Genomic DNA, 21,422 nt, shown 5'->3' with positions numbered 1-21,422 from the left:
CCTCGGTGCCGCGGGCGATGTGCGCGTACATCGAAGGATGCAGTCGAGGTTCGTCACCGGCGACGACGTGCCCGGGCGGCGCGGACGGGAGGCTGGGGGCAACGGGAAGGAGACGGGCGTGATCGTCACGTTGATCGTGCTCTGCGAGGTCGGCTTCTGGGTGCTGCTGGCCGCGGGGCTGGCGCTGCGGTATCTGGCGAAGAAGCCGCGCCTGGGAGCGGCCGTGCTGCTGTGCGAGCCGCTGCTGGAGGTCGTGCTGCTGGTGGTGACGGCGATCGACCTGAAGAACGGGGCCGAGCCGGACATGAGGCACGGGCTGGCCGCCGTCTACATCGGCTTCACCGTGGGCCTCGGGCACTCCACGATCCGCTGGGTCGACGCCAGGGTCGCCCACCGTTTCGCGGGCGGCCCGCCGCCGGTCAAGCCGCCGAAGTACGGCATGGCGCGCGCGGTGCACGAGTGGAAGGTCGCCGCGCGCTGGACGGTCGCCGCGGTGACGGCGCTGGCGCTGCTCCAGGCGGCGATCTGGTACGTGGGCGGGGACGGCGACGCGTCGACGCTCCAGGATTGGCAGAAGAAGATGCTGCTCCTGATCGGGATCAACGTCGCCGTCGCGGGCGGCTACACGCTGTTCCCGAAGCGGGAGCCCGCGGCGGAGCGGGGAGCGGGCGGCGGTGACGCGGCGGAAGCCGGCCAGGAAGCGATGAACCGGCCGGAGAAGTGGTGAGCCGGCCGGGGACACGGTCGGACGGCGAGAAGCCGTGAGCCGGCCGGGGAAGCGGTGCGGCGAAGCGGCCGGCGACACGGTGCGGTGAACCGGTCCGAGAAGCTGTGGAGCGGCCGTACGGGTGCGGTCACCGCGCCCGTACGGCCGTTCCGTCCGTCCGTACGGCGTCGGCCCCGTACGGCGAGCACGCGGGGCGGAGCGGAGCATCGTCCGCGTACTGGACGTACGCGGGTGATGCGACAACGCCGCGAGGTGTCGTGCCGGGCGTCGCGAGCCGGTGAACCTTCCCGGTCACAGCACTACCGCTCCCCGCCGGGCACCCACAGCACGTCGCCGACCTCCTTGTTCGCCGTCCGCGCGAGGATGAACAGCAGGTCCGAGAGCCGGTTGAGATACGTCGCCGTCAGCGCGTTCATCGTCTCGCCGTGAACCTCCAGCGCCGCCCAGGTGGACCGCTCCGCGCGCCGCACCACCGTGCATGCCTGATGCAGGAGCGCCGCCCCCGGCGTACCGCCGGGCAGGATGAAGCTGCGCAGCTTCTCCAGCGGTTCCAGGAAGCGGTCGCAGTCCGCCTCCAGCTTGTCGACGTAGCTCTGCTCCACCCTCAGCGGCGGGTACTTCGGGTTCTCGACGACCGGGGTCGACAGGTCCGCGCCCACGTCGAACAGGTCGTTCTGCACGCGGGCGAGGACCTTCACGACGTCCTCGGACAGCTCGCCGAGCGCGACGGCCGTGCCGATGACGGCATTGGCCTCGTTCGTGTCGGCGTACGCGGCGATCCGAAGATCGGTCTTGGCGGTCCGGGACATGTCACCGAGGCTGGTGGTGCCCTGGTCGCCGGTGCGGGTGTAGATACGTGTCAGATTGACCATACGGCCAGCCTAAGGGCTGTCCCGTCATCCCCGGCGGGCGCGCGACGACAGCTGCGGCACCTCGCCGCGTTGTCGGAACGTCCGCATACATCCAGTATGCGGACGCCTCTCCGCCTTGCGATGCACCGCATCCGACGCCGCGCGCTGGTCCGCCACGGATGACGGGACAGCCCTTAGGTCCTGCTCCCCGCACCGCCGTCGTCCGGCCGGAGGCCGGGCCCGGCTCCTGTCCCGCGGGGGAGCGCGTGCGCCGCGCGACGGGCCGTGCGGGTCCTCAACTGTGCCCGGCGCGCCGCCGGATGACGGGTGCCGGTGTGATGTCCGTCATCTGAGACGTGACGCGCATCTCTTCGTGGTCACAGGACCTCTCACGGGTACTAATCTCCGCCGAAGAGCAATGTGAACAACCGTTATGACCGGGGCCGTGCAGGGATCAGCTCAGGGATCCGCTGCAGAGGCGAATACGAACCGAGGGGTGCACACGTGGCCAGGAAGCTCGCCGTCATCGGAGCCGGACTCATGGGATCCGGCATCGCGCAGGTCTCCGCCCAGGCGGGCTGGGACGTCGTGCTGCGCGATGTCACCGACGAGGCCCTGGCCCGCGGACGGGACGCCATCGGCGCCTCGTACGAGAAGTTCGTCTCCAAGGGGAAGCTGGAGGCGGCGGACGCCGAGGCCGCGCTCGCCCGCATCACCACGACCACCGACCTGGACGCGGTCGCCGACGCGGACGTCGTCGTGGAGGCCGTGTTCGAGAAGCTCGACGTCAAGCACGAGATCTTCCGGTCCCTCGACAAGATCGTCCGGGATGACGCCGTTCTCGCCTCCAACACCTCCGCCATCCCGATCACCAAGATCGCGGCGGTGACGGAGCGCCCCGAGCGCGTCGTCGGTGTGCACTTCTTCTCGCCGGTCCCGATGATGCGGCTGTGCGAACTCGTCCGGGGCTACAAGACCAGCGACGAAACCCTCGCCACCGCGCGGGAGTTCGCCGAGTCCGTCGGCAAGACCTGCATCGTCGTCAACCGTGACGTGGCCGGCTTCGTGACCACCCGGCTGATCTCGGCGCTCGTCGTCGAGGCCGCCAAGCTGTACGAGTCGGGCGTCGCCACGGCCGAGGACATCGACATCGCCTGCAAGCTGGGCTTCGGGCACGCCATGGGTCCGCTCGCCACGGCCGACCTGACCGGCGTCGACATCCTGCTCCACGCCACGAACAACATCTACACCGAGTCGCAGGACGAGAAGTTCGCCGCACCGGAGCTGATGCGCCGGATGGTGGACGCCGGTGACATCGGCCGCAAGAGCGGGCAGGGCTTCTACACGTACTGATCCGCTCCGGTCCTCCGGCCCGGTCCGCCGTCGGCCGGGCCCGGAGGCAGGGGTGTCCTGCGGGGCATCCGGGCCCGGCCGGGCCGCGTCAAGCTGTGGTCACCCCACGGAGTGAAATCGGCATCGATTCGCTTACAGACGGCAACTTCCCTGTCTCCGCCGCAGTCAGTTGTGGGAGAGGCAGAACAGACAGACGAAACGTTGCAACGGAGATTCACGGGGAGCGCATATGCACATCAGGGGCGACCACGTCGAACTGGTCGTCGGGGGCCGCCTCGACGTCCGAAGCGCGGCGGACGCCCGTACGGCCCTGCACTCGGCCCTCGACGACGGAGCCGGCGACCTGGTGCTCGACCTGACCGAGCTGGACTCCTGGGACGCCACCGGGCTCGGCGTCATCATGGGCGCGCACCGACGGGCCGGGCGGGCCGGCCGACGGCTGGTGCTCCGCGGCGTGCCGCCGCAGATGCAGCGCCTGCTGGTCGCGACGCGGTTGCATCGCATCCTGGCCATCGAGGGCGGAATCGCCGCGGACTCCCTGCCGCGCGTGTAGAGACCCGGAGACCTCGGAGTCCCTCTGTTCCCGGCCCTCGATGCGTCCGGATTCGGCCATGTGGTGCGGGCGAAGAGCCGCATACGGCACGAGAACGCGCGCATCGGACGGCCCGGACCCCCGGCTGTGCGCGGGCACCGGGCGACCGTCTAGGGTCGGCCCGTCCGCCGATTGACGGGACCCACCGGGCGGACACCGGACCGGAGCCGACAGCAGGGCGTGCGAGGCCGGGAGGGACAACCGCGCGCGACGCGTCTGGGGGCTTTGGCGATGGACCCGACACACCAGGGGCCGGGGGAGTACGGCGGGGACGGCGACGGTGCCGGCAGGACGGCCGACGGGAAGGAGTCCGCCCCCACCCCGCCGCCGGGCGCCGCGCCCCGTCCGATGGCGGGAACCCCCGCCGCCCCGGACTTCGGTCAGCCGGTACCGCACCCGGCCCGTGTCGTCCGGCTCATATCGGGTGACTACCTCCTCACCGTCAACCCGATCGACGGCAGCGAGGTCGAGCTGTACCCGCCGGGGGAGCAGCCCGCACCCCCGGTACGGCGCACCGCGGCCGACCGAGCCGCCCGAGAGCGTGCCGCCGCGCCCCCCGTGCCTCCGGGGCCGGCCGCCCCGCAGCCGCCCCTCCTGGAGCGCGCGGAGGAGCGCGAACGGCTGGTGCGGCTGCTGACCCGCGGCCGCTCCGTGCGGCTCACCGGACCGGCTGGTTCGGGCCGTACCACCCTGCTGGACGCCGTCGCCGCCGACTGCGTCGGCCTCGCGCCGGACGGTGTCGTACGGCTCTCCGGCCTCAACAGGTCCGCCGCCGACCTGCTGTACGCGCTCTTCGAGGCCGTGTACGACGCTCCGTTGCACCGGCCCGACCGCGCCGGGCTCCTCGATCACATCGGAAGGATCGGCGCCGTCGTCGTGCTCGACGACCTGGAGTTCGGCGGCGCCGCCCTGGAGGAACTGCTCGACGCCACACCGGAGTGCGCCTTCCTGTTCGCGGCGACCCCGGACATTGCCGCACCCGAAGCGGACTCGGACCTCGAAGAGGTCTTCCTCCCCGGTCTCGGCCGGGGCTCCTCGGTCGAGCTGCTGGAACGGGTCGCCGAACGTCCGCTCACCGACGAGGAGAAGAACTGGGCGGGAGACCTCTGGTTCGAGTCGGAGGGGCTGCCGCTGCGTTTCGTCCAGGCGGCCGCCCTGCTGCGCCATCGCGATCAGCAGCGCGCCGACGCCGATGCCCACGGCGCCTCCGACCTGCGCGAGGGCACAGCCGGCGGCGCGGACGGCCCGGCGGCGCGGCCGCCCTTCGGACACGACGAGGCCGCCGACGGCGTCCACATTCCACTGCCCGACCTCGGTAAGGCCGCGGCGCCCGCCGCGCTGCTCGCCTCACGGCTCAGCGAGCCCGCCCGCGACACCCTGCGCTTCGCGGTCGCGCTCGGCGGCGAGGTGCCGCACCAGGCGCACCTTCCGGCCCTGGTGGGGGACACCCACGCGGACGCCGCGCTCGGTGAACTGGCCGGCTGCGGACTGCTCTCCCCGGCCGGTTCCCGCTACCGCCTGGCCGCGGGGGCCGTCGCCCAGTTGGAGGCCGCGGGGTACGGCGACGACAGCGCCGAGCGGGCCGGTACCGCGGCCCGGCACTACGCCTGGTGGGCCGGGCACCCCTCGGTCACCCCGGCACGGGTCACCGCCGAGGCCGACGCCGTCATCGCGGCCATGGGGCGGCTCGTCCCCGGGGACGGCGACGGGCAGGCCGCCGAGGCCGTGCCGACGGCCCACAGCGCGGCCCCGGCCTTCGCGGCGGGACTGCACTGGGGCGCCTGGGAGAAGGCCCTGAGGATCGGCCAGGAGGCGGCCAGGGTCGCCGGTGAGGTCGCCGAAGAGGCGTACTTCCACCACGAGTTGGGCATCCTGGCGCTCTGCGCGGGGAATCCGGACCGGGCCAGGACGGAGCTGGAGACGTCGATCGGCATGCGCGGGGCGCTCGCCGACAAGCCGGGCATGGTGGTCGGGCGGCGCGCGCTCGCCCTGGTCGCGGACCGGTCCGGAGCGACGCCGCCCGGGGGGCCGTTTCCGGGCGAACCGCCGTCGGCCGGTCCGGTGCCGGTGGGCCGGCCGGGACCGGCCTCGCGGCACGAGGACACGGCGCCGCTGCCCGTCGCACCGGCGACCGCGGCGACGCAGAAGCCGACGCGGGGGTCCGGCGCGGAGACCACCGCGGTGATCCACCCGCGCGGCACCACGCCCGCGACCGCCCCGGGGGCCGCGGCGCGGAAGGGCCGTCCCGAACCGCTGGGAGCCTCCCGGCGGGGCCTCGTCGCGGTGGGCGCGGCAGCGCTTCTCGCCGCCGTGCTCGGCACGCTCGTGGTGCTGGGCGTGACGTCCGGCGACGGGGACCCGGGAAACCGTCCCCGCGTCACGTCCGAGGAGTCGGCGGGCCCCGACGACGCCGGGAACGGGGCGTCGGACGACGGGTCGGCGGACGGGGCCGCGTACGGGGACGAGACGTCCGGGGGCGGCGCGGTGACGCCCGGCCCGTCCGGCAGCGAGGTCGCGCCGAGCGGGAGCGGTACGCCGTCGCCGGGCGCCACGGAGCCGAGCGACAGCCCTTCGTCGGGCACCCCGTCCGAGGGCGGTTCCTCGCCGGGCACCCCGACCGGGCCGACCGTCCCCACGAAGCCGGCCACGCCGACGGCGCCGACGAGCCCGAGCCCGACCGAGACGGAGGACAACTCCCCGGAACCGACGGATCCGGCCACGGAGGAGCCCTCGCCCTCCCCGCCGGAGGACACCTCCGACTCGGCGAGCGGGCCGTCCTCGTCCTCCCTCCCGCCGTCGGTGGAGGGTGCGGACGACGGACCTGCAGTGGTCTGAGCGTGGTCTGAAGCCCGCACCGGACGCCGGGAGGCTGACGCCGACAGACCCCCGATGCCGGACGCGTCTCGCACGTCCGGCATCGGGGGTCTGCGGGGGAATCCTGGGAAGGGCCGGGTCAGAACAGGCGCAGCTTGTCGTCCTCGATGCCGCGCAGCGCGTCGTAGTCGAGGACGACGCAGTCGATCCCGCGGTCCGTCGCCAGCACCCTGGCCTGCGGCTTGATCTCCTGCGCGGCGAAGATGCCCTTCACCGGGGCGAGGTGGGGATCACGGTTGAGCAGCTCCAGATAACGGGTCAGCTGCTCCACGCCGTCGATCTCGCCGCGCCGCTTCAGCTCCACGGCCACGGTCCCGCCGTCGGCGTCCCGGCAGAGGATGTCGACGGGGCCGATCGCGGTGAAGTACTCGCGGCGGATCAGGGTGTAGCCCTCTCCGAGAGTCTCGATCCGGTCGGCGAGGAGTTCCTGGAGGTGCGCCTCGACACCGTCCTTGATGAGACCCGGGTCGACGCCCAGTTCGTGGGACGAGTCGTGGAGGATCTCCTCCATCGTGATGATCAGTTTCTCGCCCGCCTTGTTCACCACGGTCCAGACGTCCGCGGCGTCGCCGGAGCCCTCCTTGAGGGTGCAGGGCGGCGACATCCAGTTGAGGGGTTTGTACGCCCGGTCGTCGGCGTGGATCGACACGCTCCCGTCCGCCTTGACGAGGATCAGGCGGGGGGCGGAGGGCAGGTGGGCGGTGAGCCGGCCGGCGTAGTCCACGGAACAGCGGGCGATGACGAGACGCATGGTCGGCAACGCTACTCGACGACCCGTGGTCCACGCGATTCTCCCCCCTCCCGCCCCGGACGGAGGGGAGCGGCCCCTGTCCGGACCTGACCGGAGCGTCCTCGTCCGGTCCGGACACGACCGGATCGGCCCTTTTCGGGCTTGCCCTTCTTTGATCCCCTTCGTTGTTGGCCGGTTGTGTTCCCAATCTCCTGGTGCGGCCAGGACCACACCCTTACGGTGTAAGCAGGAGGTCGCCGTGTGTGCACGCTGCGTCGCGTTCCTCCTTGCCCTGCCCGTAAGGTCCCGGCCCGTCGTCGGGGCCGCGAGAGGAGAACCCATGTCGCTCGACGTCTCACCGGCGCTGTTGGAACAGGCCGAGCGAGGCGAGGTCGACGAAGCCGATTTCGTCGACTGCGTCCGGACCTCCCTGCCCTACGCGTGGGAGATGATCAGCTCGTTGGTGGCCCAGTTGAAGGTCGACGGCGGAGAGTTCGCCGACAACCGGACGCCGCCGCCGGACGAGCAGGCCCGTGGTCAGCTGCTGCGTGCGCTCGCGAGTGATGCGATACGCGGCGCTCTGCAACGGCACTTCGGAGTGCGTCTGGCATTCCAGAACTGCCACCGCGTCGCGGTGTTCCCGCTGGACGCCTCGGCCGACGAGCGGCTGGCCCGCTTCACGTCGGTGAGAGGCCAGTTGCTCAACCAGTCGCCCGAACTCCGGGACTGCTGAGGTCCGTTCGGCGGCAGGGCCTGTCCGGTCATGAGCCGTCGGGCAGGCCCTGAGCCCGTGCGCACGCTGCTGTTGCGGACCGCGGGAGCGGCGACCGGATCCGGGCGGCAGCCGTACCCCCACCGCGGCTCAGACGAGGAGCGGCAGCACCTCCGTGCCCAGCCGTGCCACGTTCTCCACCGTGGCCGCCAGGTCTCCCGAGCCCTCCACCAGGAGCGCGAAGCGGGTGATGCCCGTCCGCTCGGCGGTGGCGGCGAGCCGGTCGGCGGCCAGTCGGGGCGGACCCACCGGATGGAGGCCGCACAGCAGCTCCGTGTACGCGACCGGGTCGCGCATCACCCGGTGCCGTCCGTCCACCGTCACATGGGCGTCCAGGCCCTCCCGCAGCCAGCCGGGCATCGCCTTGACGAGGGACTCCACCGCGTCCTCGGGCCGGTCGGCGATCTGGGCCACCCCGGCGGACACGTGCCCGGCCGCCCGGACGCTCTCCGGCGAACGGCCCGCGGCCAGGGCGGTGGAGCGCCACAGGGCGATCATCTCCGCCTTCTCCTCGTCCCCGCAGTGCATGCCCAGGAGCATCGGCAGCCCGCGCTCCGCGGCGAGCCGAACCGTCCGGGGCGAGGTGCACGCGACGACCACCTCGGGGCCGCCGGAACAGCCGCCCCCGGGCCCGTCGTCCCCGGGGACGGCACCGCCGAACCCGGCGAGCGGCTCGTCGGCCCTGGGGACCACCGCCACCTCGCGGAAGCCGTACCGGGGCCCCTTCCCCGCGACCCTCGGCCGGGTCAGCCAGTCGAGCAGCAGCTCCAGGGACTCCGGGAAGCCCTTCTCGTACGCCTCCAGGCCCCCGCCGAACACCTCCAGGTCCACCCAGGGGCCGCCCCGGCCGACGCCGAGGGTGAATCTGCCGCCGGTGGTGAGGTGGAGCAGCGCGGCCTGTTCGCCCAGGGCGACGGGGTGCTGGGCCGGCAGCACGCTCACCGCCGTACCCACCCGGATCCTGCGGGTGCGGCCGAGCAGCAGCGCGGCCAGGGTGACGGCGGACGGGCAGACCCCGTACGGCACGAAATGGTGCTCCGCCAGCCATACCGAGTCGAGCCCGGACTCCTCCGCGACCTCGGTGGACCGGATCGCGCGATGCAGCGCCTCCCCCGGCCCCTGTCCCGGAAACTGGGCTGCCAGTACGAACGTTCCCACGCGCATCGCCAATTGCCTCCTTGCGGCCGACGCGGTCTCTCCCCTACGGGCAACAACGTCTGACACGTGCCAAGGGCACGGGCGGCGACAAATTGTTCGGATTGTCCGGTAAGTCGCCAAAGTCGGAGGGAACGTTCCTGCGCGACATGGGGCGCAGGGCTCGGCCGAATGGCCCTACGCTGAGGGAAAACCGTCGGCCCGTCTGTGAGGTGTCCCGTGTCCCCGCGCCGCAACCGCCCCCGAGGCGGCGAGAGTTTCCCCGAGCGAGGAGCGGAGGAGGGGATCCGCTACGGCGGGGGCGGACGCGTCGAGGACTGGCGTGGAGAGGAGTGGTCGGTGCGCCCGGTGAGCGGCGCGAGCGCGGCCGGCAAGCGGTACCGCTGCCCCGGCTGCGACCAGGAGATCCCGCCCGGCGTCCCGCACCTGGTGGCCTGGTCCGAGTACGGCGGCATCGACGACCGTCGGCACTGGCACAAGGCGTGCTGGAACGCGAAGGACCGCCGCACCACACAGGTGCAGCGGTCCAGGAACGCGCCCCGCTACTGATCCGGCCCGTCCCTCCGCGGGCCCCGGGCTCCCGTTCCGCACGGCCGTTCTGGGCCGTCGGCCGGTCACACGTCCCGGCGCTCCAGGACCGCGTAGGCGGCGCCCATCGCCACGGCCGTCACCCCGAGCATGATCCACAGAGAGTCCCAGCCGGAGGGGCCGGTGCCGGTGAACGAGGTGTCGTAGAGCGTGCTGAGCTGGCTGGGGATCGAGTACATGATGAATGCATCGCGCAGGCCGACCAGGGACCGCGAGAACATGAAGATCCCCAGGACCAGCGGCAGCAGCACTACGCCGATCATGATCGTGACGGCGCCGGCGGAATGCCGGACGAGCGCGCCGACGGCCAGGGAGAGCAGCCCCAGCAGCGCGATGTAGAGGCCGACGCCGATCGTGGCGCGCAGCCAGTCGTCCACGCGCGCCTCCTTGCCGTGCAGCAGGGACGCGTGCACCACGGCGACCGCGGTGGCCGACACGGTGGTGACGGCGAAGGTGAGCAGGAAGAAGACGACCGCCTTGGCGGTCAGTACGCGGGAACGGCTGGGACAGGCCGTCAGCGTCGTCCGGATCAGGCCCGTCCCGTACTCGGACGTGACGGTCAGCACGCCGAGCGTGATCACGCAGATCGAGCCCAGGAGCACCCCGAAGAAACCGAAGCTGAGCTCCGGCACGTCGCCCACATCGGAGTCGGTCAGTGTGAGCATGGCGACCACGAGCATGCCCAGTCCGAGCACCAGGGCGAGCATGACGCCGAGCGTCCACACCGTGGAGCGCACCGAGCGGATCTTGGTCCACTCGGAGGCGATCGCATCGGTGAGGGTGGCGGGCCGCAGGGGGATCGGAGAGGCGTAGTAACCGGCCGGTGCCTGCTGCCCGTTCCCGTGGGGGAGGGATGCGTGCTGCAGGCCCGGTGCCTGCGGGTTCGGCGTCGACGGTGTCGTCATCGGGCTTCCTCGCTGGTCTCGCTCCTGGTCGGGTCCGCGGGGGCCGCCGCGAACCCGGCGTTCCCGGTGCTGCCGACGGCCTCGGCGGGTGTCGCGGACGGGGCCTTTCCGGGCGGCGGCGGGGCGTACCAGCCCTGCTGCGGCACCTCGGGGATCTGCTGCTGCGGCCCGTACCCGTCGTCCGGCACCAGCTGGCGCAGCCCGGCCTTCTCGTCCGCCGTCGAACGGTAGTCCACGGCGCTCTGCGTCATCCGCATGTACGCCTCCTCCAGCGACGCCTGGTGCGGCGAGAGCTCCCACAGCCGGACGTCCGCCTCGTGGGCCACGTCACTGATCCCCGGCAGCGCCAGTCCGGTGATCCGCAGGGCCCCGTCCGGCTCCGGCAGGACCTGGCCGCCCGCCTCGATGAGCGAGGCGGTGAGCTTCTCCCGCAGGCCCGGGGAGCCGTCCGCGACCCGCACCCGTGCGAAGTCCGCGGAATTGGCGGCGATGAAGTCCTTCACGCTCATGTCGGCGAGCAGCCGGCCCCGGCCGATCACGATCAGGTGATCGGCGGTGAGGGCCATCTCACTCATCAGGTGGCTGGAGACGAAGACCGTCCGGCCCTCCGCGGCCAGCGTCTTCATCAGGTTGCGCACCCAGAGGATGCCCTCGGGGTCGAGCCCGTTGACGGGTTCGTCGAAGAGCAGCACCTGGGGGTCGCCGAGCAGCGCCGCCGCGATTCCGAGCCGCTGGCCCATCCCGAGCGAGAAGCCCTTGGTCCGCTTCCGCGCGACCTCGTGCAGGCCGACGACCCCGAGTACCTCGTCGACCCGTGCGGCCGGGATGCCCGCCAGCTGGGCGAGCGAGAGGAGGTGGTTGCGGGCGCTGCGCCCGCCGTGCACCGCCTTCGCGTCCAGCAGCGCACCGACCTGGCGCGGGGCGTTCGGCAGGTGCCGGAAGGGGTGGCCGCCGATCGTGACATGACCGGCGGTCGGTTGGTCCAGGCCCAGCATCATGCGCATGGTCGTGGACTTGCCCGACCCGTTGGGGCCGAGGAATCCGGTGACAGTGCCGGGCCGCACCTGGAAGGAAAGGTTGTGCACGGCCGTCACAGCGCCGTAGCGCTTGGTCAGGCCGACCGCCTCGATCATGCTTCAGCCCCATCGACTCTTGTCCGTCGTCGGGGCCGGGCCGTCCGGCCGCGCACCCCCCATAAGGGTTATGAGGATATCCAGCCCTTGACGGTGGCGGCCAAGCCGTTCCGACGGGTGGCGCCCGCCCGGCCGCGCGGACCGGATTCGCGGGGGACCGGACGGCATGCCTCCGGCGTGGCGGTGTCGCCCCGGGTACGGGCTCCTCGCCCGTCGTTCACGCGTCGCGCTTCCTCAGCAGGAGGTACCCGCCGACCAGCGCCGCCGCCACCCAGGCCACCAGGATGCCGAGCCCGCCCCACGGTCCGTAGGGGCTCGGGTCGCCGTTCACGGCGTCGGGAGCCACCTGCATGATCTTGCGCCCGGCCTGGTCGGGGAAGTAGCGCGCGACCTTCTTCGCGACCGGTACCACCGACAAAATCTGGGAGATCAGGAAGAAGAACGGCATCAGGATGCCCAGCGACAGCATGGAGCTGCGCAGCATCGTCGCCACGCCCATGGAGAAGATCCCGATCAGGCCCATGTACAGCCCGCCGCCGATGACCGCTCGCAGCACATGGGGCGCACCGATGGTCGTGCCGAGGTCGCCGAGCAGGGCCTGACCGAGGAAGAACGAGACGAAGGCGGTGACGACGCCGACCGCCAGCGCCAGCACACCGGCCACCGCGATCTTGCTGAACAGGAACGTGCCGCGCCGGGGCACGGCCGCCAGCGAGGTGCGGATCATGCCCGAGCTGTACTCCGTACCGACCACCAGGACGCCGAAGACGACCATGGCGAGCTGTCCGAGGGTCAGACCGGAGAAGCTGATCGGGGTCGGGTCGAAGGTGGCCCGCTCCATGGGCGGAAGGTTGTCGAACTGAGCGTTCATCAGCGCGCAGATCGCCGCGCTCATCATGACGGTGACGCCGAACGCGGCGATGAGCGTCCAGACGGTCGACGAGACCGTACGGATCTTGGTCCATTCGGAGGTCAGGACCGCGGGTACCGATGCCATCGTCGTCAGACCTCCTTGCCGGTGATGTCTGTGGTGCCGGTCGTGCCCGTGGTGGCGGTGATGCCGGTCGTGCCCGTGGCGGTGGTGATGCCCGTGGTGCCGGTCGTGCCTGTGGCGGTGGTGATGCCCGTGGTGCCGGTCGTGCCCGTGATGCCGGTCGCGTCGACGGTGCCATCGGCGTCGATCGCACCGGCGGGGCCGGGTGCGGCGGCGGCCGGCCGGTCGTACTGCTCGCCCCAGCGCGGGCCCGGGGGCGGAGGCGCCGTGCCAGGCTCCGCGTGCGCGTGGTACTCCACCGAGTCCGCCGTCATCCGCATGAACGCCTCTTCCAGGGAGGCCCGCTGGGCGCTCAGCTCGTGCAGCACGATCCGGTGCCGGGCGGCCAGCTCGCCCAGCACCTCGGTGGTGGTGCCGTCGATCTCCAGCACGCCGCTCCCCGCCTCGACCGCGACCAGCCCCTCCGTGTGCAGCACGTCCCGCAGCCGCTCCAGGTCCGGGGAGCGCAGCCGTACGAAACTCCGCGAGTTCTGCTGGATGAAATCGGCCATCGAGGTGTCGGCGAGCAGTCGACCCTGGCCGATCACGATCAAATGGTCGGCGGTGAGTGCCATTTCGCTCATCAGGTGCGAGGAGACGAAGATGGTCCGGCCCTCCGCGGCCAGCGCCTTCATCAGGTTGCGGATCCAGTGGATGCCCTCGGGGTCGAGCCCGTTGACGGGTTCGTCGAAGAGCAGCACCCGGGGGTCGCCGAGCAGCGCCGACGCGATGCCGAGCCGCTGGCCCATCCCGAGCGAGAAGCCCCTGGACTTCTTCTTCGCGACCGCGGTCAGACCGACGGTCTCCAGCACCTCGGCGACCCGGCTCGCCGGGATGCGGTTGCTCTGCGCGAGACAGAGCAGGTTGTTGTACGCGCTGCGCCCGCCGTGCATCGACTTGGCGTCCAGCAGCGCGCCGACGTGCTTCAGGGGTTCGTCGAGGTCGCGGTAGTGCCGGCCGTCGATGCGCACCGAACCGCTCGTCGGGTTGTCGAGTCCGAGCATCATCCGCATCGTGGTCGACTTGCCCGCCCCGTTCGGTCCCAGAAAACCCGTCACCATCCCGGGGCGGACCCGGAACGAGAGCCGGTCGACGGCGACCTTGCTCCCGAAGCGCTTGGTGAGGCCATCGAGCTCGATCATGAGTTCACGCTAGAACGGCCGCGCGCCCGGCGCCACCACAGGGGGTGGAACCGGGCGCGTCAGGGTGTACGCGTGGATACGGTCGCGGTCGTACGGATCAGCGGGTCTGCTGGGCCGGGACGCCGCGGCCGGACGACTCCTCGTCGGAGGGGGAGCCCGCGGCGGCCACCGCGGCACCGGTGAGCGTCGCCAGCATCTCGCGGACGTTCGTCAGCTGGGCGTTGATCGAGTCGCGGCGGTTGGTGAGCGCCGCCAGCTCGCGCTCCGATTCGCTGCGGATCCGGTCGGCCTTCGCGTTCGCGTCGGCCACGATGTCCTCGGACTGACGCTGCGCGGTCTCGACCGTCTGGCGGGCCCGGCGCTCGGCGTCCGTACGGAGCTTCTCGGCCTCCAGGCGGAGCTGCTCGGCGCGGTGCTCGATCTCGGCGAGGCGCTTCTCGGCCTTGGCCTGACGGGACGCGAGGTCGCGCTCCGACTGGTCGCGGCGCTTGGCCAGGTTGGTCTCGAAGTCCGCGGCGGCCTGGGCGGCCTTGGCGCGGGTCTCCTCGAAGAGGGCGTCCGCCTCCTCGCGCTTCTGCGCGGCGTCCTTCTGGGCCTCCGCACGCAGCGTGCCGGCCTCGCCCTTGGCCTTCTCGACGATGCCCACGCCCTCGTCCTCGGCCTTCGCCTTGCGGTCGGCCGCGAAAGCCTCGGCGTCGTTGCGGACCTGCTGGGCGGCCGACTCGGCGAGCTCGCGGTGCTGCTCGGCGGCGCGACGGGCCTCCTCGCGCAGGTCCTTCGCCTCCTCCTCGGCCAGGCGGAGGATCTTCTCCACCCGCGCGCCGAGGCCGGCGTACGACGGCTCCGCGTCGGTCACCTGGGCCTGGGCGTTCTGCGTCTCGAGGTGCAGCTCCTCGATGCGCTTTTCCAGAGACGTGATGCGGGCGAGGGCGCTATCACGGTCGGCGACGAGCTTGGTGATGCGGTCGTCCACCTGACCGCGGTCGTATCCGCGTCGCACGAGCTCGAAGCCGAAAGGGGAGGAAGGGTCGCTCATGGGGTTCCTGTCGAAGAGACCGGTGAGGTGTTAGGGGGAATCCTAGGCGCCGGAACGGCGTGTCATCGAGTGGATGCAGGTTTGATCTGGAGAATGACGCCCCTTTTGAGTGGCCGGCCCCCCGCAACGCTTGCCACCCGCGGGCTCGAACTCCCCTTTCTCGGCGCGGACATGACGTGATGTCGGCGCGGCTTCCGCTCGCGGCGTCGGCCGAAAGCCCACGTAGCTCTTCCCCGAGCTCTCGACTTCGTTCGAGCAGGGGAGGCACCATCCAAGGGCTTCCGGCCACCTTGCGATCGCACCCACCGGACGACGCTCCTCCCGGCGGGACTTTCGAAACACGCCCTAGGGCGTGTTTCGAAAGTCCCGCCGGCCCGCGGTGTCTGGCACGGCGCCTCGCCACGTTGTCGGGGGGGGGGGGGGGCCCCCCCCCCCCCCCGCCCCCCCCCCCCCCCCCCTCCGCCTTGCGATGCACCGCACCAGACGCCGTGGGCCCCGCCCTTCGGGCGGACGACGCTACTTTCGAAACACGCCCTAGCCGGACGACTTGCCGTTCGAGCGAGAGCCCGCGGAGGCACCGGCCTTGACACCGCCGTTGGAACCACCGCCCGAACCCTTGCCGCTCGACGGCGTCTCGAACGACTCCAGGGCCTCCAGCACGTCCTGCACGCGTGAGATCTCGGTGTTGATGTCCTCGCGCCGGCGTACCAGCACGTCGAGTTCGCGCTTCCCCTCGTCCACCATGCGCTCGGCCTCGGCCTCGGCGTCGGCCCGCAGCTTCTCGGCCTCGCGGACCAGCGACGCCTTCTTCTGCTCGGCCTCCTTCAGCAGCGACTCGGCCCGCTTCACCGCGGCGATCCGGACCTTGCTCGCCTCCGAATTCGCGTTCGCCAGCAGCTCCTTGGCCTTGGCCTCGGCGTCCTCGCGCTGCTCGGTCGCCGCCTTCATCAGCTTGTCGACGCGCTCGCCCGCCGTCTTCATCTGCTCGGCGGTCTCCCGCCGGGCCCGGTCGTGCAGCTCCTCGATCTCGCTCTCGATCCGGGCCCTGAGCTCCTCGGCCCGTTCCCGGATCGCCGTGGAGTCCCGGCGCGCGCCGACCAGCAGCTCGTCGGCGTCCGTACGGGCCCGCTCCACCAGGGAGTTGCCCTCCACGGTCGCCTCCGAGGTGATCCGCACGGCCTCCTTGCGGGCCGCGCCGACCATCGTGTCGGCCTGCTTCTCCGCCTCCGTGGCGGTGCGCAGCGCCTCCTCCTGGGCCTTCTCGACGAGCTGGTCCGCCTGCTCGGCGGCGTCGGCACGGCGCTTCGCCGCCGTCTCCCGTGCCTCGTCGAGCAGCCGGTCCGCCTCCTCGCGGGCGTCGCCCCGCATCCGCTCGGCCGCGGCCTCCGCCTCGGAGCGCACCCGCTCCGCCTCCTCGCGGGTACGGGCCGCGTGCTCCTGCGCCGACGCGACGGTGGCCGCTGCCTCCGTGCGCAGCCGTTCCGCCTCGTCCGCGGCCTCGCCGGTCACGCGCTGGGCCCGCTGCTTCGCCTCGTCGACGAGGAGCGTGGCCTGCTGGGTCGCGTCGTCGACCAGCCGCGTGGCCCGTCCGGTCGCCTCCTCGACCAGCTGCGTGGCCTGCTGGGTGGCCGTGTCGACGAGCTCGGTGGCCTGCTGCGTCGACTCGGTGCGCAGCCGCTCGGACTCGCTCGTCGCCTCGCCCACCAGCCGGTCGGCCTGGGCCGCGGCCTCGGACCGCATCCGGTTGGCGTCCTCACGGGCCTCGGCCCGGCTGCGCGCCGCGTCCTGCTCGGCCGACGCCAGCGAGTCGGACGCCTCGGTACGCATCCGCTGGCTGTACTCCGCGGCGTCCGCGCGCAGCCGCTCGGACTCGGCGATCGCCTCCGCGACGGTCCGCTCGGCCATCGCCTTCGCGGCCTCGGACTCCTCCCGCGCCTCCTGACGGATCCGGGCCGCGTCCTCGCCGGCCCGGTCGCGTTCCGCGTACGCGTCGGTGCGGACCCGGTCCGCCTCCTCCTGAGCCTCGGACCTCGTCCGCTCCGCGGCGTGCTCGGCGGCCGAGCGCAGCCCGGCGATCTCCTCCTCGGCCTGCTCGTGGAGCCCGCCGACCGCGTCCCGCACCTTCTGGGCGGACTGCTCGGCCGCGGCGACGAGCTCGGTCGCCCGGCCGTCCGCCTCCTCGACCAGGCGCTGGGCCTCGGCCTGCGCCTCCTCGACCCGCTTGCGGGCGGAGGCGAGCAGTTCCTCGATCTGCTCGCGGGCCCGCTCGCGTTCCCGGTTCGCCTCGGTACGAGCCGAGTCGAGGGTCTCCTCCGCCTCCCGGCGACGCCGGTTGGCCTCCTCCCGCGCGGCCTCCAGGGCCTCGGTGGCCTCCGCCTCCACCCGTTCGGCGGCGGCCGCGGCCTCCGACCGCAGCCGGTCGGCGCTCTCCTTGGCCTCGGTCCTGAGCCGCTCCGCCTCCGCGGCGGCCTCCGACCGCAGCCGTACGGCTGTGGACTCGCCCTCCGCCCGTGCCTGCGAGGCGTCCGCGGCGGCTTCGTCGCGCAGCCGCTCCGCCTCCGCCTCCGCCTGCTCGCGCAGCGCCCGCAGCCGCTCGGCGGCCTCCGCGCGCAGCCGCTCGGACTCCTCGTTCGTCTCGCGCCGGATGCGCTCCGCCTCGGCACGCGCGTCCGTGAGCTCCTGCTCGGCGGCGGTGACCTTGGTGTCGGCCTCGGCCCGCAGCCGGGCCAGCTCCTCGGCCGCCTCCGCCTGCCGCGCCGCGAGGGCGCCCTCGGTCTCCTCGCGCAGCTCCGCCGCCGCCCGCTCCGCCGCGGTGGTGGTGGACTCGGCCTGCTCCTCGGCCTCGGTCCGCAGCTGCTCCGCCTCGGCGCGGGCGCGCTCCAGGGCCTCCTCGGCCTGCTTGCGCAGCGAGGCGGCACGCTCGGACGCCTCGGTACGGACCCGTTCGCTCTCCGTGCTCGCGGTGGCGCGCAGCTCCTCCGCGTCGCTCTTGGCCTTCGCCAGCAGCTCCTCGGCGGTCTTCGCGCCCTCCTCGATCTGCTGGACGGCCTCGCGGCGGGCCTCACCCCGGATCCGCTCGCCCTCGGCGACCGCCTCGGAACGCAGCTGCTCGGCCTCGCCGCGCAGTCGGCGCGCCTCCTCCTGGAGCTCGACCGTCTTGGCCCGGTACTCCTTGGTGTCGTCCTTGGCCGCGCCCTTGAGCTGGTCGGCCTGCTCGGCGGCCTCGTCGCGCAGCCGGTCCGCCTCGGCCTCGGCCTCGCGGCGGATCCGCTCGGCCTCCTCGCTCGCCGCCCGGGTGGTGGACTTCGCGTCCTCGGACGCCTTGGTCAGCACCTCCTCGGCGGACCTGGCGGCCTTGGCGAGCTGGGCGGCGGCGTCCTCGGCGGCGGCCGAACGGGCCTTCTCGGCCGCCTCGGACTTCAGCCGCTCCGCCTCGGCACGGGCGTCGGCGAGCGCCTGCTCGGCCTCCGCCTTGAGCGTCTCGGCCTCCTTGGTGGCCTCGCCGACCAGCCGGGCGATCTCCGACCTGGCCGTGCGCGTGCGCTGCTCGTTGTCCGACTCGGCGGCGGCCAGCCGCTTGACGGCCGCCTCCTTCGCCTCGGAGGTGACCTTCTCGGCCTCCAGCCGGGCCTCGCGCAGCCGGGTCCCGGCCTCCTGCATGCGTTGCTCGGCGGCCCGGGTCAGTTCCGCGGTCTGCTGCCGCGCCTGCTCGGTCTCGGCGGTCGTCGACGATCGCAGCTGCTCGGCGTGGCTGGTCGCCTCCTGCGCCTGCGCGGAGGCGGTGCTCAGCAGCCGCTCGGCGTCCTTGCGGGCGCGCAGAAGCAGCGCCTCGGCCTCGGCGCGGGCCGCCTCGGCCTCGGCCCCGAGCCGCTGCCGGGTCTCCTCCGCCAGCCGGCCGGTCTCCGCCCGCGCCGCCGCCAACGCCTGTTCGGCCTCGGCCCGGGACTCCTCCAGCAGCCGACGCGCCTGCGACTCCGTCCGGGCCCTCAGCTGCTCGGCCCAGGAGACGTTCTCGTTGACGTGGGACTCGACCGTACGGCGGCGTTCGGCCAGCTCCTGGTCGAGCTGCTGGCGACGCTGCACGGCCTCGTTGTGCAACTCGGCCTGGAGCCGCGCCTGATGCTCGGCGTGCTCCTGAAGGATCCGCTGCGTCTGCGCACGTGCCTCGCGCAGCTCCCGCTCGGCGTCGGTGCGCAGCTGCTCGGCCTGGACCTGCGCGTTCCGGAGCAACTGCTCGGCCTGGTAACCGACGTCCGCGTTGTCGTACGCGGGACGGTTCGCGAGATTGCGCCGAGCCTCGTGCAGCTTGGCGCGCAAGACCTCGACCTGGTAACCGAGGTCCTCGGCGTGCTGGACGGCCTTCTCCCGGTCGGTCTTCAGCCGGTCCATCTCGGCTTCGAACCGCGAGAGATGGTCGTCGTCAGCTCGGTGGCTCTCCTGGCGTTCGTAGCCCCGCACTGCGCGGTCCCATCCGTCCCATGGTCGCAACTCTCCTACGAGTACCGTTCGCCGGTGAACGGTCTCCCGGGGAATGGTGACAGATCAACGGCTGGGGACGCGCCGCGGCCCCGACCCGGCCCCGGCCCGGAACAGCCCACTCTACCGGGCCGGGTATCCGGAGGTCAGTGCTCCGCTGCGGACGTGACCAGTTCGGTCAGGACACCGTGGCAGTCCTTGGGGTGCAGGAAGGTGATCCGGGACCCCATCGACCCGGTCCGCGGCTCGTCGTAGAGCACCCTGACGCCCTTCTCCCGGATCTCCGCGGCGTCGGCGTCGACGTCCGCGGTGCCGAAAGCGATGTGATGGACGCCCTCGCCGTTCTTCGCCATCCACTTGCCGACCGGGGAGTCCTCCCGGATCGGCTCCAGGAGCTGGAGGTACGAAGCGCCGCCGTCGGACGTATCGTTGATCTTGAGCATGGCCTCGCGCACACCCTGCTCCTCGTTGACCTCGATGTGGAACACCTCGAACCCGTAGGTCGTCCGATAGAAATCGATGGTCCTGTCGAGGTCGGAACAGGCGATCCCGATGTGGTCGATTCGCGTCAGCATGGAACCAGTGCAGCGCTCCACCGATGGTTACGCAACGTGCGCGCCGTCACACCCGTTGCCGGATGACGGGCGGAGTACCGCTCAGTACATTCGAGTAAACCCTCGTTCACATCTCACCCCAAGGGGCTGCGGCTCATGTCAGGAACGACCGGTACCACCTCAGTGATCGTCGCGGGCGCGCGTACGCCCATGGGCCGCCTCCTCGGCTCCCTGAAGAGCTTCTCCGGGGCCGACCTCGGCGGCATCGCCATCAAGGCCGCGCTGGACCGGGCCGGCATCGGTGGCGACCAGGTCGAGTACGTGATCATGGGCCAGGTGCTCCAGGCCGGGGCGGGGCAGATGCCGGCGCGCCAGGCCGCCGTCAAGGCGGGCATCCCGATGAACGTCCCCGCGCTCACCGTCAACAAGGTGTGCCTGTCCGGACTCGACGCGATCGCGCTGGCCGACCAGCTGATCCGCGCCGGCGAGTTCGACGTCGTCGTCGCGGGCGGCCAGGAGTCGATGACCAACGCCCCGCACCTGCTCCCGAAGTCCCGCGAGGGCCACAAGTACGGTGCCGTCGAGATGCTCGACTCCATGGCGTACGACGGTCTGACCGACGCCTACGAGAACATCCCGATGGGCGAGTCCACGGAGAAGCACAACACCCGTCTGGGGCTGACCCGTGCCGCCCAGGACGAGATCGGCGCACTCTCCCACCAGCGCGCCGCCGCCGCCCAGAAGAACGGCGTCTTCGAGGCCGAGATCACCCCGGTCGAGATCCCGCAGCGCAAGGGCGACCCGGTCCTCTTCGCCAAGGACGAGGGCATCCGCGCGGAGACGACCGTCGAGTCCCTCGCCCGGCTGCGCCCGGCCTTCACCAAGGACGGCACGATCACCGCGGGCACCTCCTCGCAGATCTCCGACGGCGCCGCGGCCGTCGTCGTCATGAGCAGGGCCAAGGCCGAGGAGCTGGGCCTGGAGTGGATCGCGGAGATCGGCGCCCACGGCAATGTGGCGGGCCCCGACAACTCGCTCCAGTCGCAGCCGTCCAACGCGATCCTGCACGCCCTGAAGAAGGAGGGCATCCAGGTCGAGGACCTCGACCTGATCGAGATCAACGAGGCGTTCGCGGCGGTCGCCGTCCAGTCCATGAAGGACCTCGGCGTCACCTCGGACAAGGTCAACGTCAACGGCGGTGCCATCGCGCTCGGTCACCCGATCGGCATGTCCGGTGCCCGGCTGGTGCTGCACCTGGCACTGGAGCTGAAGCGGCGCGGCGGCGGCGTCGGCGCGGCGGCGCTGTGCGGCGGCGGCGGCCAGGGCGACGCGCTGATCGTCCGCGTCCCGAAGAAGTAGGCCGCGGCGGGTCGTCGCCCGGGGACGGGACCGTACGTCCGCGTCCGGGGACGGACCGTACGCACGCGAGCGGGTCCGGACCATACGTCCGGGCCCGGGAACGGCCCGGGTGGGCCGTACGTAGTACACGTGGAGCACGCGC

General features: G+C 72.3%; 17 protein-coding genes and 1 pseudogene. 7 read left to right on the top strand and 11 right to left on the bottom strand.

Annotated elements, in window-relative coordinates:
- Positions 1–118: 118 nt before the first annotated feature.
- Positions 119–727 carry a hypothetical protein gene (locus ACFYXM_RS28945; RefSeq protein ID WP_389293709.1) on the top strand — a complete coding sequence of 203 codons (609 nt, stop codon included), beginning with the start codon at positions 119–121 and terminating at the stop codon, positions 725–727.
- A gap of 127 nt (positions 728–854) precedes the next feature.
- Here ACFYXM_RS28945 and ACFYXM_RS28940 read toward each other — a convergent pair whose 3' ends face one another.
- Positions 855–1,022, bottom strand: coding sequence for a hypothetical protein (locus ACFYXM_RS28940; RefSeq protein WP_389293708.1), 168 nt, complete (start codon positions 1,020–1,022; stop codon positions 855–857).
- A 4-nt stretch (positions 1,023–1,026) separates the two neighbouring features.
- Positions 1,027–1,599: a cob(I)yrinic acid a,c-diamide adenosyltransferase gene (locus tag ACFYXM_RS28935; protein WP_389293706.1), complete on the bottom strand. Its 573-nt coding sequence runs from the start codon at positions 1,597–1,599 to the stop codon at positions 1,027–1,029.
- Positions 1,600–2,082: 483 nt separating this feature from the next.
- Between ACFYXM_RS28935 and ACFYXM_RS28930 the strand changes: the two genes are divergently transcribed.
- The 3 genes from ACFYXM_RS28930 (at position 2,083) to ACFYXM_RS28920 (ending at position 6,358) form a co-directional block, all read left to right on the top strand.
- Positions 2,083–2,931 carry a 3-hydroxyacyl-CoA dehydrogenase family protein gene (locus ACFYXM_RS28930; RefSeq protein ID WP_073791896.1) on the top strand — a complete coding sequence of 283 codons (849 nt, stop codon included), beginning with the start codon at positions 2,083–2,085 and terminating at the stop codon, positions 2,929–2,931.
- Between the two features lie 229 nt (positions 2,932–3,160).
- Positions 3,161–3,484 (top strand): STAS domain-containing protein, encoded by a 324-nt coding sequence (locus tag ACFYXM_RS28925; RefSeq protein WP_389293704.1) that lies wholly within the window; start codon positions 3,161–3,163, stop codon positions 3,482–3,484.
- Positions 3,485–3,754: 270 nt separating this feature from the next.
- Positions 3,755–6,358 (top strand): ATP-binding protein, encoded by a 2,604-nt coding sequence (locus ACFYXM_RS28920; RefSeq protein ID WP_389293702.1) that lies wholly within the window; start codon positions 3,755–3,757, stop codon positions 6,356–6,358.
- 118 nt (positions 6,359–6,476) lie between these two features.
- Here the strand turns inward: ACFYXM_RS28920 and nucS are convergent, their stop codons facing one another.
- The gene (nucS, locus tag ACFYXM_RS28915; protein WP_389293700.1) at positions 6,477–7,148 is read right to left on the bottom strand and encodes an endonuclease NucS; all 672 of its coding nucleotides are present in this window, start codon (positions 7,146–7,148) and stop codon (positions 6,477–6,479) included.
- A 319-nt stretch (positions 7,149–7,467) separates the two neighbouring features.
- Here nucS and ACFYXM_RS28910 point away from each other — a divergent pair, with 319 nt between their 5' ends.
- Positions 7,468–7,860, top strand: a complete 393-nt coding sequence (locus ACFYXM_RS28910; RefSeq protein WP_389293698.1) for an SCO5389 family protein — start codon at positions 7,468–7,470, stop codon at positions 7,858–7,860.
- A gap of 129 nt (positions 7,861–7,989) precedes the next feature.
- Here the strand turns inward: ACFYXM_RS28910 and ACFYXM_RS28905 are convergent, their stop codons facing one another.
- On the bottom strand, positions 7,990–9,063 hold the full coding sequence (locus ACFYXM_RS28905; protein ID WP_389293696.1) for an LLM class flavin-dependent oxidoreductase: 1,074 nt from the start codon (positions 9,061–9,063) through the stop codon (positions 7,990–7,992).
- Between the two features lie 210 nt (positions 9,064–9,273).
- Between ACFYXM_RS28905 and ACFYXM_RS28900 the strand changes: the two genes are divergently transcribed.
- Complete coding sequence (locus ACFYXM_RS28900) at positions 9,274–9,603, top strand: ATP/GTP-binding protein (RefSeq protein ID WP_389293695.1); 330 nt, start codon at positions 9,274–9,276, stop codon at positions 9,601–9,603.
- A 65-nt stretch (positions 9,604–9,668) separates the two neighbouring features.
- Here the strand turns inward: ACFYXM_RS28900 and ACFYXM_RS28895 are convergent, their stop codons facing one another.
- From ACFYXM_RS28895 to mce, 7 genes and pseudogenes are all read right to left on the bottom strand, one after another.
- Positions 9,669–10,547: an ABC transporter permease subunit gene (locus ACFYXM_RS28895; RefSeq protein ID WP_389293693.1), complete on the bottom strand. Its 879-nt coding sequence runs from the start codon at positions 10,545–10,547 to the stop codon at positions 9,669–9,671.
- A complete protein-coding gene (locus ACFYXM_RS28890; RefSeq protein ID WP_389293692.1) occupies positions 10,544–11,680 on the bottom strand; it encodes an ABC transporter ATP-binding protein in 1,137 nt (378 codons plus the stop codon). The genes ACFYXM_RS28895 and ACFYXM_RS28890 overlap by 4 nt, the downstream gene beginning before the upstream one ends.
- A gap of 217 nt (positions 11,681–11,897) precedes the next feature.
- Positions 11,898–12,677, bottom strand: a complete 780-nt coding sequence (locus ACFYXM_RS28885) for an ABC transporter permease subunit (RefSeq protein ID WP_389293690.1) — start codon at positions 12,675–12,677, stop codon at positions 11,898–11,900.
- Positions 12,678–12,895: 218 nt separating this feature from the next.
- Positions 12,896–13,855: pseudogene (locus ACFYXM_RS28880) on the bottom strand (ABC transporter ATP-binding protein); the annotation flags it as partial.
- 97 nt (positions 13,856–13,952) lie between these two features.
- Entirely contained in the window at positions 13,953–14,891 is a 939-nt protein-coding gene (locus ACFYXM_RS28875) for a cellulose-binding protein (protein WP_389293689.1), read from the bottom strand.
- Between the two features lie 534 nt (positions 14,892–15,425).
- Entirely contained in the window at positions 15,426–19,349 is a 3,924-nt protein-coding gene (scy, locus tag ACFYXM_RS28870) for a polarized growth protein Scy (RefSeq protein ID WP_389293687.1), read from the bottom strand.
- A 164-nt stretch (positions 19,350–19,513) separates the two neighbouring features.
- Entirely contained in the window at positions 19,514–19,942 is a 429-nt protein-coding gene (mce, locus tag ACFYXM_RS28865; RefSeq protein ID WP_389293685.1) for a methylmalonyl-CoA epimerase, read from the bottom strand.
- Between the two features lie 135 nt (positions 19,943–20,077).
- On the opposite strand from mce, the gene ACFYXM_RS28860 reads away from it, so the two are divergent.
- The gene (locus ACFYXM_RS28860) at positions 20,078–21,280 is read left to right on the top strand and encodes an acetyl-CoA C-acetyltransferase (protein ID WP_389293683.1); all 1,203 of its coding nucleotides are present in this window, start codon (positions 20,078–20,080) and stop codon (positions 21,278–21,280) included.
- The last annotated feature ends 142 nt before the right edge of the window (positions 21,281–21,422 follow it).

Origin of the sequence: Streptomyces sp. NPDC002476, assembly GCF_042889785.1 — a bacterium.
Lineage (GTDB): Bacteria > Actinomycetota > Actinomycetes > Streptomycetales > Streptomycetaceae > Streptomyces.
The sequence above is the reverse complement of the archived record's forward strand: the minus strand, read 5'-3'. Positions and strand labels throughout refer to the sequence as shown.